The organism is Gordonia sp. LMA167 (genome assembly GCF_058130025.1).
The window spans coordinates 5,164,521-5,178,559 of sequence record NZ_CM176708.1 but is presented as its reverse complement, the minus strand read 5'-3'; the positions used below and the strand labels follow the sequence as shown (position 1 = coordinate 5,178,559).

The following is a 14,039-nucleotide window of genomic DNA, read 5'->3' as shown; positions in this document are numbered from 1 at the left end:
GTCGTCTGCGTGTGCCGAGGACAGACCCGTGGCCGCGTGATCACCGCTGCCGGCGTGACTCGCGCATCGGCGAATCGTGGCTACACGATCGACTGCGGGTGTTCCGGCACGGACGATCGGGACGCGACGGTGACCCGGCGGCACGACGCGATCGAGGTCACTCGTGACACCGGCTTCCTGGCGCATGCCGCGCGGCTCGTCGTTTATCCGCGCACGCCCGCGTCACTCGGGCACCGTTCGCGCCGCTTCGTCGGGTCCGGCGCATGCGCCGAGGTCGATGGCGTGGAGGTCGCCGACATCGAGGCGAGACCGAACGGGCACCTCACACGTACGGAATCGAATGATCAGAAGGAAAAGGTGTGAGCGACAAGCGCAAGCCGGCCGGATCCGCGGCGACGTCGAAGTATCAGCCGCGAGCCAACTCGAGCCGCACGACCTACATCTTGGCAGGAGTCGCGATCGCGATCATCGCGGCTCTCATCGTCGGCGGCGTGGTGTGGAACAGCAAGCGCGACAGGGGCGGCGTCGACGAGGCAGTCCTCAGTGACAACGCCGCCCTGATCATCGGCGCGCCGTCCGCGCCGCAGACCATCGACGTCTTCGAGGACTTCATGTGTCCGGTCTGCCACGAGTTCGAGCAGCAGTCGGGTGCGGCCATCACCAAGGCCGTCCAGGACGGCTCGCTGCGGGTGCGCTATCACATGCTGACGTTCCTCAACGACGAGTCGTCATCCGGCGACTATTCGTCCCGAGCGGCCGGCGCAGCGCAGTGTGTGGGTTCGAATGAGGACAAGGAGGTGTTCCTCAAGTTCCACACCGCGCTGTTCGCCGACCAGCCGAAGGAAGGGGGGAGCACCGACCTGAGCAATGCCGACATCGCGCGAATAGCCGGCGAACAGGGGGCCTCGGCCGCAACGCAGAAATGCATCTCAGATGGCGCCAAGGTGGACGAGGCGAACACCGCGGCCGAGCAGTCGCAGACCCAGCTCGCCAAGGCCAACGGCGGTCAGGTCGCCACCCCGACGGTCCTCTCGGGCGGCGAACCTGTCGACGGCATCATGAACGGCTCCGGGTGGCTCGATCAGCTGCTGGCCGACAACGGCTGAGGTGTCCCGGCCCGCGTCCAGCGGATTTGGCCGCAGTGACGACGATGGTGTAGTTTCGCCTTTGCCCTTGAAACGGGTGAACAACAGAATACGGGGCTATGGCGCAGCTGGTAGCGCACCACACTGGCAGTGTGGGGGTCAGGGGTTCGAGTCCCCTTAGCTCCACCGCGAGAAGTCCGTTCCGACCGAGTCGGGACGGACTTCTCTGGTTTGTGGGCGGGCGGACCCGTGCTCAGTTGAGCGCAACGAAGGCGTCATAGACCATGAACGCGGGCCAGAACAAGCCTTCGATGATGGCCCACACGTAGTGCCAGAAGCCACCGTCGACCTGCTGCCAGAAATAGACCCAGGCGCCGAGGATGCCGAGCCCGTAGATGGCGCCACCGCCGGCCGCACCGGCATTGGAATTGTTGCTCATGATTCGAAGCAGTCCTTCAGCCACGCGCGCGATTTGTCCGGGATGTTCTTCAGACCCTGTTCGGCATCGTAGATCGCTCGCATCGCCTCCCAGGCGCGTTCGGTGGTGTCGACCCCGGCGGCCGTGTTGCCGAGCAGCCGGATGATCAGGTCGGCGCCGTCGAGGCGACCGAAGAGATAGTCGTTCTCCCGGTACCCCGGTTTCAGAAAGGCACTGAAATGGGCGAGCCCGTTGCCACACAGCTCAGGGCGTTCAGATTCTTTCTGGGACAGGGTGGTGGCCTCCCGCGGGCTGAACTGGCTGACGGGGATCGGCGAGAACTGCGGGATCTTGGACAGCGCCATGATCGGGAAGAGGATGGCGTCCCACTTCGGGAACCCGAGGTAACGCGACGCCAGCAGACGGAAGTCGCCGTCGCCCCAACCGCCGGGACGTGATTCGGAATCGGCGACGCTGCCACTGTCCTGCGCGGCGTCGACGGTCTCGGTGAAGATCTTCCAGATGGCTTCGTTGTCGTTGTGCAGTTCGGACTCGAGGAATGCGGCGTACTCGGTGAAAAGTGCCTTGATCCGCCTGACGAGGTCGGCGGAGAGCCCTTCGCCAGGTGTCGATTGCTCGGCGGCGGCGATCAGGAATTCGACGTCGATCCGCTTGTCCGTGAACGCCGCCTCGGGCGCGGCCTGTGTAGCGCTCAGCTCGGCCCATACCTTCGCCTTGAGCGCGTCGACCTGTGCCCGGGGTGGACCTCCGCTCCGGTACAGGCTGTTGATGCCGTCGATGATGAACAGGAATCGTCGCTCGCTGTATGGCGTGTCGTGGGGTTTCAAGAACGTCTTCGCGAGGGCGGAGCCTTCATTGTCGGTGTCGGGGTCACCCGACCGCTCGTCGTCCCACTCCGGCAGCCCACGGACGTACTGCGAGAGCGCTGACCTGATGTAGGCGGCCGTCGAGGACTCGTTGGGGAGCCGGTGACAGGTGAGGATCGCGGTCGCGACCCGGTCCGCGATCGCCAGCGCCTTCATCCGTTCGTAGGTGCTCCAGGTCGCCCTCAGTGTTGTCTTGGCCTGCGCGTAGAAGGTGTCGGAGATCTTCTGCGCCGACTCGAGTGCCCTGAGTTGGCCGAGGAAGGTCTCCGGCATCGTGCCGCCGTCCGACTGCCGTTTCATCTGCGCTGCGACGGTCTCTTCGACCCGCTCCCGCAGATTGTGCTCGATCTCTGTGTTCTGCTGTTCGGCCACGGCACCGATCTCATCGATTCGCGCATTCATGTCCCGCAGCCGGAGTAGGTCTTTCAGGATCGAATGACTGGTCAGCGGAGCCTTGATCCCGAGGAGGTCGGCGGCGAACGATTGTGAGCCGCCGCCGCGACGCTTGACCGGATCGGTGAGTGCGGCTCCCGGATCCGGCTCGATATAGACCAGACGGCGGATGACCCGGCTCTGCGCGGACTCCCGTGCGATGGCGTCGATGACGAGGTCGAACGGCGCGTTGTCGATGAGGCCGCCGTCGACGAAGGCCTGCTCGGGAGCCTTCTTGTCTCGAACCCCGGGCGTGTTGGGATAGCGGAACCGGAACACCTCCTCGAGCGCCGTCGCGTCGAGGGTGATGGCCTTCTTGACCTCGGACAGGAACCCGCTTCGGGAGACCGGCAAGAAGGCCGCCGGAAATGCCGACGTCGCGCGCGCGGCAAAGGTCAGTGCCGGAGTGCTTTCCGGTCCGAGACCAACCGGGGTGCTCCCCGGGTCCGCGTTCTTGCTGCGGAACTCCATCACCTGTGCGTACGCTCTGTCGCGCTGGCCGACGCCGCCGGCACCGGACGGGACGACGACGTCGAAGCCGTTCTGATCCGTCGTCGTGACGAACAGTTGCACGCGCCGACCGTCGGGTATCAGCGAGTTGAGTTCGCCGGAATGGTCGGCCGATGTTCGCCGCTCGACCTCGGTGTCCATCGTCGTGAGCGCGTTCAGCAGATTGCGCGACATCACGTCCGAGCGCAACAGGGATGTCGAGCGCCAGGCGGTGGCGGCCGCCCAGATCGCAGCCATCCCGGCCTGAACGGCGAGGCCGGCGAATGTCGGGCCGCGCAACAGCTTCCGGAGGTCCCCGTCCTTGATCCACAGGTCACGCAACGCGTCCTGGCCGGCATTGACGGCCAATGCCTTGGCCAGCACCACACCGTTGATCCCGCCCGCCGACGTTCCGCCGATGATGTCGATGACCACCGACAACGGATGCCCGGCCGCGGCGAGATCCTTCAGTGTCTCGAAGTAGACCGCCTCGGTGTCGCGATGGACGTCCGTGGCCGAACTGCTCGGGTGGGTGAACGGGTTGTCGGCATCAGGTCGATTGCCGGCGCGGTCGAAGGCGCGGGCGGCGACGACGAGTTTGTGTAGTTCCTTGGTCACGCCGTGCATGTATACGGCGAGTGACACCCCGCCATAACAAACCAGCGCCAGCCGAAGTTCGGTGACGGTCTCGTGTTTGTCGTCAGGGGAGTGGTCGGACGAATCGTCAGGCGGCATGTGAGTGCGCTCCGGTCACCGATGGAAAGGCCGACTGGAATTATCCACCAACAATTGTTTCGTGTGACCGGAAAGGGACGAGCGTAATCGATTGTTCAGGTCAGGGCATCGGCCAATGCAGTCGGCTGACTCAAAGCAACCAGATGGCCGCCCGGGATGACAGTGACGTCGACGCCCAATCGCTCGCGCGCGATACGTCGCTGGAAATCGGCGGGAAAGAACCGATCATCGCGGCCCGTGATGACCCTGACATCCGTCGGCCACTCATCGAACGGGCTCTCGCAGGACATGATGCCGTCCGACTGTTCGGGCTCACCCGGACGCATCGCCTCGGCGACGACGGCCTCGGGGACATCGTGGAAGAAATCCTGCATCGGGTCGATGCCCTCGGCCGGGGGCCGGCCGTCCGCGGCGGCGGCCGCGGCGCGCGCCGTGCCCGCTCCGCTGGTCGTAAACCAGTGGCCCGGTGTCTCGTGTGGCAGTGGGATCATCGCGTTGACCAGCACCACGCGCCGGGGATCGAGACGGCCGGCGACGACAGGGGCGGTGAATCCCCCGAGAGATTGGGCGACCACCACGACCTCATCACCGGTGAGTGATGACGGCGTGTGGCCCGAGGCCACGAGTTGTCCGACGCACGCGTCGGCGTAGGCGACGAAGTCGGCATCCGGGTCGCCTGCGGGCAATGCCACCGCAACCGCATCGTGTCCCCGGGCGGCCAACTCAGCGACCACGCGATGCCAGTACCAGGCGCTACCGCCCGCCCCGGGAATGAGAACGAACGTCGCCATCTACTCGGGCAGAATGTCGAGTCAGTGCGCGGCTTCGAATGCCTCGATGACGGTCAACGGAATGCGGCCGCGATCGCTGACCTCATACCCGTTCTTGTTCGCCCACTCGCGGATGGCTTTCGTCTGTTCCTTGCTGCGACTCGATGACATCGGCGTCGAGCGCTTGATGCCACGCGAGGACGAAGTCACCCGCGAAACGGAAATGTACTTCGCGACGGAATCGCGGAACTGGGCGGCATGCTTCGACGACGTGTCGAATTCATAAGTCTTTCCATCCAGGGCCCAGCGGACGGTCTCGTAGTCCTCGAGAACCTTGCCATCGATGTCATCAATTACTTGAACAATTTCCTTCTTCGCCATAGTGAACTCCCTGTGCCTTCGTTGTGCCGAACTGTTCCCGAGTTGAACTAACGACCAATGGATCGTGCGCAAAGGCAACTACCCCATTGTTTCCGTCAGGTTGTGCTGGTCATCGTATACGGAAAAATCTAAAGAGTTCCTGAGAAATCGACCATTCGACGGGGTATGCGTTAAATGACGTAGGAAGTGAATGAAGATTAGGCTGTCGGCGACGCGGTGGCGGTGGTTTCCGGGGCGATGTCGGACTCCGTGGATGCGGTGTCGGCGGCTCCCGATTCAGGTATTCCGATGAGCGCCGAAGGGGCGCGCTCGGATGCCGTGATCGATCGGTAACCCGTTGGGGTGACGGCGAATCCGGACTCAGAGCTTGATTCGATGCAGAACAGTCCGGCAGTTTCGACCAGGCAGGAAAACCGTGAAATCGAAATCGTGTACCCGTAATCGACGATTGTGCTGCGGTATAGCACGGGATACCGATTGGCACATGCTCCCGCTTCTGTACCTTCCGTGCTCAAGGTCACAAGATTCTTGGTCCAATCGCATGTCGCGCTCGGAGCTGATCGCGAGATGCCTTTCGGCTGTCCGTTGAGCCGGCAGGCCAACGTCGCCGAGCCATTCGTCCCCGTAGAACAGTTCACTGCTCTGTCCGGAGTCGAGAAGTGAAAACCCGAGGTGTCCTCGAGCGGGGATTCGGGTGTTACCGAGCCTTGGTGATAGCGGGCATTGTCGACTCGCGGCGCCAGCGCGACAACTCGACCGAACGTCCAATCGGGTAACGAGGCCGCGGTGTCGTCGACGGACACGCGGGTGGTCGTGGTCGAGGAGTCGACGACGGACTCCGTGGAGAGTGCGTCGGTCGGGGGCAGGACGATGCCCGACGGTGCGGTATCGGGTGATATCGAGCATGCGACGAACGTCGCGCCGACGAGTGTGACCAGCACCGCGGCCAGCGATACGCGTACCGAACCACGGCGCAGGTGTCCGTACCCTTGCACTGTGTCGACCCCCAAGATCGTGTTGTTCTACGTGTTCACGCCGCTGGCCGACCCCGAGGCCATTCGCCTGTGGCAGCAGGCCGTCTGCGAACAGAATGGACTGCGCGGCAGGATCATCGTGTCACCCCATGGCATCAACAGCACCGTCGGCGGTGACATACGTCAGGTGAAACGGTACGTCAGGGCCACCCGGTCGTATCCGGCGTTCAAGGATGCCGACATCAAATGGTCCGACGGCCTCGGTGACGACTTCCCGCGACTCACCGTGCGGGTGCGCCCGGAGATCGTCACATTCGGTGTACCCGACGAGGTCCGGGTGGATGCCGACGGCGTCGTCGGCGGAGGAACCCACCTGACGCCGCAGCAGATTCACGAGTTGGTCGCCGACCGCGGCGACGAGGTCGTCTTCTTCGACGGACGCAACCGCGTCGAGGCCGAGGTCGGCCGATTCACCGGCGCGGTGGTGCCTCAGGCGGAGACCACCCGCGACTTCGTGCCTCTTCTCGACAGTGGGGCGTTCGATCACCTCAAGGAGCGGCCGGTCGTCACCTATTGCACCGGAGGCGTGCGATGCGAGGTCCTCTCGTCGTTGATGCGCGCACGAGGGTTCCGGGAGGTCTACCAGCTCGACGGCGGGATCGTCCGCTACGGCGAGGAATTCGGCGACGACGGCCTCTGGCAGGGGTCTCTCTATGTCTTCGACAACCGCATGACCGTCGATTTCTCCGACCACGCCGCCGTCATCGGTGCCTGCTCACGGTGCGGGGCCCCCACCAGCGCCCTGGCCAACTACCCGGACGCACTCGGACGCGAACTCGCGGTGCTCTGTGACGCGTGTCAGCAGGCGGTCGGTGCCGACGACGCCGACCGGTCATCGGTGTCGTGACGCGCGGAACCGTCCCGGTGATCGTGGTCGCCGGATTTCTCGGCTCCGGCAAGACCACCTTGCTCAACCATCTCCTGCGCACTGCGTCCGGCGCACGGATCGGCGTCCTGGTCAACGACTTCGGCGCGATCAACATCGACGCCCTGCTCATCGCCGGGCAGGCCGACGGTTCGGTCAGCCTGTCGAACGGCTGCATGTGCTGCAGCGTGGACGCCGACGGTGTGGAAGCCGCGCTGTCCCGACTGCTGCGGCCGTCGGCGCGCATCGACGCGATCGTCGTCGAGGCGAGCGGTATCGCGGAGCCGAGGTCGTTGGTCCGGATGATCACCGGGTTCACCGACCCTCGGATGCGCTACGGCGGACTCGTCTACGTGGTCGATGCGGCAGCGTTTCCGGATCTGCGGGAGCGGCATCCCGAGATCGATCGGCATGTCGAGATCGCGGACCTGGTCATCATCAACAAAGCCGACCTGGCCACCGAGGCCGAACTGTCGGCGGTGCGTGCATCCACATCCCGCGTCAACGACACCGCACCCACGGTGACGACTGCCGACGGCGTCGTCGACGTCACGCTGTTGTTCGACGCCCCGCAGCGCCCGCACCGGGCCGAGGCCCGTGGCGGCCAGTTGGCCCTCGACGAACTGTTCGCCGACTGTGACGGTCACGAGCACGGTGCGCATGATCACCGGCATCTGCACGACGCCTATCAGTCGGTCGACTTCGTCACGGACAGGCCCATGAGCCCCCGTCGGCTCGCGGGATTTCTGGAGCGCCCGCCGGCCGGCTGCTATCGGATCAAGGGTGTGGTGGCCTTCGATGTGCCGGGGCACCGACAGCGCTACGTCGTCCATGCGGTGGGTGGGTTCGTGCGGGTCGAGCGGCACGCGTGGTCGGGTATGCCACGAACGACCAGCATCGTCGTGATCGGTTCCGGTATCGATCCGAACGCGGTCGAGAAGGCGCTGGAGGCCGCCGTCGACGACGGACAGCCGGACGAGCACGGCATCCTGAGCATCACGCGGTACGTGGTCACAGCTCCCTAACGTTTTCGTCGGCCCAGGTCGCGAATTTTCCAAATGATCGGCGGCCTGTTTCACTTGTTACGAATGTGACTAATGTGGCCAGTGTTGCATCTTGGAAGGGAGTGTGGCGCCAGAGCCGGCCTGCGGTCGGCGGCGCCCGATGTGTGATGACCCAACGACGCATGATGACCGGTCGGCGACGGATGGTGGTCGCGGCGATCGCCGCTGCTGCTCTGACCCTCGGCTCGGTGACGATGACCACGATCTCGGCGCCCGGCGCCTTCGCGGCGCCGGCCCCGGCCGGCAACACTCTCGCCGGAAAGACGGTGTTCCTGGACCCGGGCCACCAGGGCAGTTCCGCAGGCCATGACCTGAACGCCCAGGTACCGGACGGGCGCGGGGGAAAGAAGCCGTGCCAGACCAGCGGCGCCACCGCAGTGAACGGTGCCAAGGAACACACGGTCAACTGGCAGATCACCCAACTCGTCAAGGCCGGACTGGAGAGTCAGGGCGCGCGGGTGGTGCTCAGCAGGCCCGACGACACCGGCTGGGGCGGCTGTATCGACCAGCGTGCCGCGGCGGCGAGCCGTTCGGGTGCCGCGGTCGCGGTGAGCGTCCACGCCGATTCGACGGCCGCCGGTGCCGACGCGTCGAAGAAGGGCTTCCACATGATCGTGCCGGCGCTGCCGGTGCCCGACGCGACGGTCAATCAGGTCCAGGGTGGTGAGGGGCGCAAGGCATCGACGACGATGCGGGACTCCTTCGTCAAGGCCGGATTCCCCGAGGCCAACTACGCCGGTGTGAGGGACGGGCTGCAGACCCGCTCGGACATCGCGGCGGTGAACCTCACCAAGGTGCCCGCGGTCTTCATCGAGATGGGCAACCTGTCCAACCCGGCCGAGGCCGCCGCGCTGTCCGGCAAGGACGGCCAGTTGAAGTACGCGATGACGATCACGGACGGGATCATGAACTACGTCCGTGGTCCGGCGCCCGCCCCCAACGCCGTCACGCCCAACAGCAACACCCCCAACAGCAACACCCCCAACAGCAACACCCCCAACAGCAACACCGGAGCCCCGCCCACCACCACGACTCCGGCCCCCGACGGTGACGGCGACCAGGGGTTGTCGATCGTGATCCCGTTCGTCCAGCAGTTGCTGGCCACCGAGGACCCCGCGGCGATCGTGCAATTGCTGCTCGGTCAGGGACAGGATGTGTCGGCCCAGGTGTTGAAGGCGATGTTGACGGTGGTCTACGGGCTGTTCGGCGGCAAGTTGCCGATCGGCTGATCGCGTCTTCGGTCGGCTGGGGCCGCAGGCAACTAGGGTGGGGCCATGGGCCTCAAGGATCTGATCCTGATGAAGACGCCGGTACCCACCCTCCGCGGCCGCACGGTTCTGATCACCGGTGCGGCGAGCGGGATCGGTCGGGCCACCGCGGTCGCCGCGGCGCGCGACGGTGCTCAACTGGTGCTGACCGACGTCCGTGGCGACGCCCTCGACGCGGTGGTGGCCGACATCAACGGATCGGGCGGCGAGGTGGTCTATCACCAGGCCGGTGACATCTCCGACTACGAGTGGGTTCGCTCTTTCTCGAATCAGGTCGATGCCGAGGTCGGTGTGATGGATGTGGTGATGAACATCGCCGGCATCTCGGCGTGGGGGACCGTCGAGAACCTCGAGCACCGACATTGGCGGTCCATGGTCGAGGTGAATCTGATGGGCCCGATCCATGTGATCGAATGCTTCGTGCCGCAGATGATCCGTCGGGGTCAGGGCGGTCAGTTGGTGAACGTGTCGTCGGCGGCGGGCCTGCTGGCCTTCCCCTGGCATGCGGCGTACAGCGCCAGCAAGTTCGGTGTCCGCGGCGTGTCGGAGGTGTTGCGGTTCGATCTTCGCCGCCACGGCATCGGCGTCACGCTGGTCTGCCCCGGAGGTGTGGACACCCCGCTGGTCGACACCGTGGACATCGTCGGCGTGAACCGCGACGACCCGCGCGTCAAAGCGCAGATCGCGCAGTTCCACAAGGTGGCGGTGACCCCGGAGAAAGCCGCGGCCGCGATCCTCACCGGCGTCCGCAAGAACCACTTTCTCGTCTACACCTCCTTCGATGTCCGCTTCGGATACTGGTGGGCGCGCAAGTTCGCGCTGCCGTACGAGATCGCGATGCGGGTCGCCAACGACCAGTTCGACCGCCTGGCGCGCGCCACCACACGGTCGTCTCCCCACACCAGCGACACACCAGACGGTCACGACGTCACGCACGGATGACCCCGACCTTCCGTAAGCAGCGGCGCGACGTCGATCCGGACTTCTTCCGTGCCGAGGCGGCAGGTCTGCGCTGGCTGCGCGACGGAGGTGGCCCGGTCGTCGAGGTGATCGACGTCGGCGACGACTTCATCGAACTGGAGAGACTTTCGTCGGCACGGCCGTCGGCCGAGGCCGCACACGACTTCGGTGTGGCGCTGGCCCGGATGCATGATTCCGGTGCCGCCGGCTTCGGGAGTCGGCCCGATGGCCACGCGGGCAAGCAGTACATCGGTGAACGCGGCCTGAGTTCGACCGTCCATGAGAGCTGGGGAGAGTTCTACGCGGCCGAACGCGTGCTGCCGTACCTCGGACCGGCCATCGATGCGGGAAATCTGGGCACCGCCGACGCTGCGGCGACGCGCCAAGCATGTGCGCTCATCGCGGACGGGGTCTTCGACGACGGGGCGGCCCCGGCGCGCATCCACGGCGACCTCTGGAGCGGCAACGTCCTGTGGACGCCGGGCGGGGTCGTTCTCATCGACCCGGCGGCCCACGGCGGTCATCGGGAGACCGACCTGGCCATGCTCGAGCTGTTCGGCTGCCCGCTGCTGGCCGAGATCGTCGTCGCCTACGAATCCGAGCACCCGCTGCCGCCAGGCCGGGACGAGCGCATCCCGGTCCATCAGCTACATCCCCTGGCCGTGCATGCCGCCGGGCACGGACCGTCCTATGGTGCGGCGCTGGGTCGCGCAGCGAGGGCCTGTCTCGCGCTGGCCGAGCGTGGGCGCTAACTTCTGTGGCGTGAGAATCGATCGATCGGCCCTGATCGTGGCCGCGACTCGTGCCGAGGCCCGCTACCTACCGGCCGATGCCCGCGTGCTGATCACCGGCATCGGCAAGGTTCGTGCCGCGACGGCCCTGACACAAGCGCTCTGCGACGCCCGGCACGGGGTGACCGAACCGATCAGTTGTGTGGTGAATGTGGGCACGGCAGGCGCACTCCATGATCATCACTCCGGCATCTTTCTGCCGTCGGCGGTCATCGAACACGACATCAGCAGTTCCGCGCTGCGGTCCATGGGATATCCGGTCGTCGACCGTTGGGAGCTGCCCGACGGCGACGGCACCGTATTGGCCTCCGGCGACACCTTCGTCGCAGATCCGGCCCGGCGCGCCACGCTCGGGGGGTACGCCGACCTCGTCGACATGGAGGGATGTGCGATCGCTCATGTCAGCGCCGAATTCGGTATCGCCTGTCGCATGGTGAAGATCGTCAGCGACTCGGCGGACGAGCGTGCGATGGATTGGCCATCGCTGGTGGATACCTGTGCGCGGCAGCTGGGAGAGTGGTTCGACGGAGTTCCGGTCGGCTGATCCCGCTTCGCCGTCGGTCCGAACCCGGTCGGCTTGACCACCCGATCACGCCCGGTTGCGTGACCTGATCGACTGGTAGCTGGGCGTTGCCACCTTGCGTGCGACCGATTCGTAACGGTCATGGTCGACGGCCGACGAGGGTGTGGCCCGTCGTGCCCCGCCGGCCGGTGCACCGGCGTCGGCGGAGGGTGTGGGGGCCGTGACCGGGCGAGACGGCTGATCGATCGCGTCGATCTGCTCGCCCGCACCGGCGCGGTAGACAGCGCCGGCGGTGGAGCGGCGACGTGTCGGCGGCGCAGCGGTCGCGGTGCCGCTGTCTTCTTTCGGCCGTTTCGTCGGCGTTCGGCGCGGCGGCGATCCATCGGCGGAGGTCGGCGTGTCCGGTCGTTCGGCGGCCGACGTCGGCCGAGGGCCCGGCTTTGCTCGACGTGCTGTTTTCTTGGCCGTCGTGGGCGCGGCGGCGCTCTCGGAATCGCCGGCCTTGGCCTTCACCCCGGTGGCGGACGGTCCCGGTTTGGCCATGCCCGGCTTGGATGTGCCCGGTTTGGAGCCGTTCTTCATCGCGGCCTTCTTGGCCGGGGCCGCAGCTCGCCTCGACCCGCCACCGGACGGCGTGCGGGTCAGGTACCAGCGTGCGAGCACCAGGCCCAGCGTCACGACGAAGGTCAACGCCATCCACGGGAAGTCGTTGGCGATCGGCAGCAGGACCTTGAAGATCAGGCTCTTGAGGCCGGACGATGCCTGATCCGCGTTGAGTCCGTAGAGCGCGATGACGCCGACGAGGAACGCGATCAAAGGGGGCTGAGCTGCGGCGGTGAAGAGAGCGCGACGGCGGACGGCCAATGCAGCCGCCACACATCCGACCAGGTAGCAGAACTTGAACACGGCACCGAGTGAGTCGGAGTTGCTCGCGTCGATCGCCGCACCTATCCCGGTGATCACCGTGGCCACCAGCACCGCGCCCCACCAGGGAACACCGCGGACCGTCGGCAGCACGGACTGCTGATCCAGCGGCACCGCTGAACGCTGTTGGGCAGAAGACACATCTAGACGGTACCGGGTGATCCGTCGATTTCCGTTAACCGCCGGGTGATGTTGCCCATTGTCCGTCGTCGACGACATCGTCACTGGTCCGAATGCCTCCGGCCGTACGGACCGTGATGTCGATCGGCGTGGCCGTCGTGTGTTCTGGCTCACCCTGCAGCGCATCCAGTTCGGCCAGCTTGCGTGCGGTGACCCCCACCCGTGCATCGACTGCGCCGACAGTCGAGTTGAACGACTCGACCGCACGTCGCAAAGACCCACCCAGCCGGTCGAGATGTCCGAGGACGCCGCCGAGGCGATGGTGGAGTTCGGTCCCGAGCTGATGAATGACCGCCGCGTCGCGCGCCATGGCGTCATGGCGCCAGCCCAGCGCGACGGTGCGCAGCAGGGCGACGAGGGTTGCCGGTGTGGTCAGCACGATGTTCTTGGTGAACCCGAACTCGATCAGGTCCGAGTCGGCCCGCACCGCCCCTTCGAGGACCGGGTCGCTGGGGAGAAAGAGCACCACCATCTCCGGGGTGTTGTCGAAGGCCGACCAATACGCCTTCGACGACAGGTGAGTGATGTGCGCCCGAACCGCACGTGCATGGTCGGCCATCAGCCGCGCCGACGCCTCCGGGTCGTCGGATTCGATCGCGCCCAGGTAGGCGTGCAGCGGAACCTTTGCATCCACGATGATGTCTCGGCCGCCGGCAAGGTGCACCACCATGTCCGGACGGACCGTCCCGGACGCGCCCTCCGCGGTGACCTGCGTCGAGAAGTCGCAGTGGCGCGACATCCCGGCGAGCTCGACGACCCGTTCGAGCTGCAGTTCGCCCCACCGGCCCCGCACCTGCGGGGTGTGCAGCGCATTGGTCAGCTGCCGCGTCTGGTCGTTGAGTTGCGCCGACATCTGATGCATTCCGCGCACCTGTTCGCTCAGCCCGGCGTAGGCGCTGACCCGGTGATGCTCGGTGCGGCGCAACTCTTCGGACAGCTGGGTCAGTACCCCACGCAGCGGGTCGACGATGTGGGCGACCTGCGAGCCGATGGCCGTCGACTGCCGGCGGGCCGCGTCCTCGGTGGCCGAGGACAACGACCGCGCGGCCATCTCATGGGCGGCACGCATGGCGTCCCGTTCGGCGCGGGCGGCCGCGACCGTCGCGGCGACCCGCGACGCATGCGCGAGCCAGCCGATGACGAGTCCTACCGCCAGGCCGGCGATCACGGCGATGAGCACTGAGATGTTCATGGGCGTCATCGTGCTCGACGGGTACGACAACAGATCGTCAC

The 14,039-nt window shown here is 66.1% G+C and carries 14 protein-coding genes and 1 tRNA gene; 9 read left to right on the top strand and 6 right to left on the bottom strand.

What is annotated here, in order from left to right:
* The first annotated feature begins 9 nt into the window (after positions 1-9).
* From ACVT6V_RS23565 to ACVT6V_RS23555, 3 genes are all read left to right on the top strand, one after another.
* Positions 10-363, top strand: a complete 354-nt coding sequence (locus ACVT6V_RS23565; RefSeq protein ID WP_489896512.1) for a hypothetical protein — start codon at positions 10-12, stop codon at positions 361-363.
* Complete coding sequence (locus ACVT6V_RS23560; RefSeq protein ID WP_489896511.1) at positions 360-1,106, top strand: DsbA family protein; 747 nt, start codon at positions 360-362, stop codon at positions 1,104-1,106. Before ACVT6V_RS23565 ends, ACVT6V_RS23560 begins: the two co-directional genes overlap by 4 nt.
* 92 nt (positions 1,107-1,198) lie before the next feature.
* Positions 1,199-1,271 (top strand) — tRNA-Ala (locus tag ACVT6V_RS23555).
* A 67-nt stretch (positions 1,272-1,338) separates the two neighbouring features.
* Here ACVT6V_RS23555 and ACVT6V_RS23550 read toward each other — a convergent pair.
* The 4 genes from ACVT6V_RS23550 to ACVT6V_RS23535 form a co-directional block, all read right to left on the bottom strand.
* Positions 1,339-1,524 carry a hypothetical protein gene (locus ACVT6V_RS23550; protein WP_489896510.1) on the bottom strand — a complete coding sequence of 62 codons (186 nt, stop codon included), beginning with the start codon at positions 1,522-1,524 and terminating at the stop codon, positions 1,339-1,341.
* Complete coding sequence (locus ACVT6V_RS23545; RefSeq protein WP_489896509.1) at positions 1,521-4,046, bottom strand: patatin-like protein; 2,526 nt, start codon at positions 4,044-4,046, stop codon at positions 1,521-1,523. The genes ACVT6V_RS23550 and ACVT6V_RS23545 overlap by 4 nt, the downstream gene beginning before the upstream one ends.
* Before the next feature lie 95 nt (positions 4,047-4,141).
* On the bottom strand, positions 4,142-4,837 hold the full coding sequence (locus tag ACVT6V_RS23540) for an alpha/beta fold hydrolase (protein ID WP_489896508.1): 696 nt from the start codon (positions 4,835-4,837) through the stop codon (positions 4,142-4,144).
* A gap of 21 nt (positions 4,838-4,858) precedes the next feature.
* A complete protein-coding gene (locus ACVT6V_RS23535; protein ID WP_489896507.1) occupies positions 4,859-5,197 on the bottom strand; it encodes a histone-like nucleoid-structuring protein Lsr2 in 339 nt (112 codons plus the stop codon).
* Positions 5,198-6,193: 996 nt separating this feature from the next.
* Between ACVT6V_RS23535 and trhO the strand changes: the two genes are divergently transcribed.
* From trhO to ACVT6V_RS23505, 6 genes are all read left to right on the top strand, one after another.
* Positions 6,194-7,078, top strand: a complete 885-nt coding sequence (gene trhO / locus ACVT6V_RS23530) for an oxygen-dependent tRNA uridine(34) hydroxylase TrhO (RefSeq protein WP_489896506.1) — start codon at positions 6,194-6,196, stop codon at positions 7,076-7,078.
* Entirely contained in the window at positions 7,075-8,121 is a 1,047-nt protein-coding gene (locus tag ACVT6V_RS23525; protein ID WP_489896505.1) for a CobW family GTP-binding protein, read from the top strand. Before trhO ends, ACVT6V_RS23525 begins: the two co-directional genes overlap by 4 nt.
* 146 nt (positions 8,122-8,267) lie before the next feature.
* A complete protein-coding gene (locus tag ACVT6V_RS23520) occupies positions 8,268-9,389 on the top strand; it encodes an N-acetylmuramoyl-L-alanine amidase family protein (RefSeq protein ID WP_489896504.1) in 1,122 nt (373 codons plus the stop codon).
* A gap of 45 nt (positions 9,390-9,434) precedes the next feature.
* Positions 9,435-10,370: an SDR family oxidoreductase gene (locus ACVT6V_RS23515; protein ID WP_489896503.1), complete on the top strand. Its 936-nt coding sequence runs from the start codon at positions 9,435-9,437 to the stop codon at positions 10,368-10,370.
* The gene (locus ACVT6V_RS23510) at positions 10,367-11,140 is read left to right on the top strand and encodes a fructosamine kinase family protein (protein ID WP_489896502.1); all 774 of its coding nucleotides are present in this window, start codon (positions 10,367-10,369) and stop codon (positions 11,138-11,140) included. The genes ACVT6V_RS23515 and ACVT6V_RS23510 overlap by 4 nt, the downstream gene beginning before the upstream one ends.
* Positions 11,141-11,156: 16 nt before the next feature.
* Entirely contained in the window at positions 11,157-11,723 is a 567-nt protein-coding gene (locus ACVT6V_RS23505) for a nucleosidase (protein ID WP_489900978.1), read from the top strand.
* Between the two features lie 45 nt (positions 11,724-11,768).
* Here ACVT6V_RS23505 and ACVT6V_RS23500 read toward each other — a convergent pair whose 3' ends face one another.
* Together ACVT6V_RS23500 and ACVT6V_RS23495 are read right to left on the bottom strand one after the other, a co-directional pair.
* Positions 11,769-12,767, bottom strand: a complete 999-nt coding sequence (locus ACVT6V_RS23500) for a DUF6542 domain-containing protein (RefSeq protein WP_489896501.1) — start codon at positions 12,765-12,767, stop codon at positions 11,769-11,771.
* A gap of 34 nt (positions 12,768-12,801) precedes the next feature.
* A complete protein-coding gene (locus ACVT6V_RS23495) occupies positions 12,802-14,007 on the bottom strand; it encodes a DNA recombination protein RmuC (RefSeq protein ID WP_489896500.1) in 1,206 nt (401 codons plus the stop codon).
* Positions 14,008-14,039 lie beyond the last annotated feature (32 nt).

Bases quoted from the DNA above. Each gene is read 5' to 3' on its own strand.
- ACVT6V_RS23540 (WP_489896508.1), bottom strand. From the start codon at position 4,837: ATGGCGACGTTCGTTCTCATTCCCGGGGCGGGCGGTAGCGCCTGGTAC.
- ACVT6V_RS23535 (WP_489896507.1), bottom strand. From the start codon at position 5,197: ATGGCGAAGAAGGAAATTGTTCAAGTAATTGATGACATCGATGGCAAG.
- ACVT6V_RS23515 (WP_489896503.1), top strand. From the start codon at position 9,435: ATGGGCCTCAAGGATCTGATCCTGATGAAGACGCCGGTACCCACCCTC.
- ACVT6V_RS23550 (WP_489896510.1), bottom strand. From the start codon at position 1,524: ATGAGCAACAATTCCAATGCCGGTGCGGCCGGCGGTGGCGCCATCTAC.
- ACVT6V_RS23495 (WP_489896500.1), bottom strand. From the start codon at position 14,007: ATGACGCCCATGAACATCTCAGTGCTCATCGCCGTGATCGCCGGCCTG.
- ACVT6V_RS23545 (WP_489896509.1), bottom strand. From the start codon at position 4,046: ATGCCGCCTGACGATTCGTCCGACCACTCCCCTGACGACAAACACGAG.
- ACVT6V_RS23510 (WP_489896502.1), top strand. From the start codon at position 10,367: ATGACCCCGACCTTCCGTAAGCAGCGGCGCGACGTCGATCCGGACTTC.
- ACVT6V_RS23520 (WP_489896504.1), top strand. From the start codon at position 8,268: ATGACCCAACGACGCATGATGACCGGTCGGCGACGGATGGTGGTCGCG.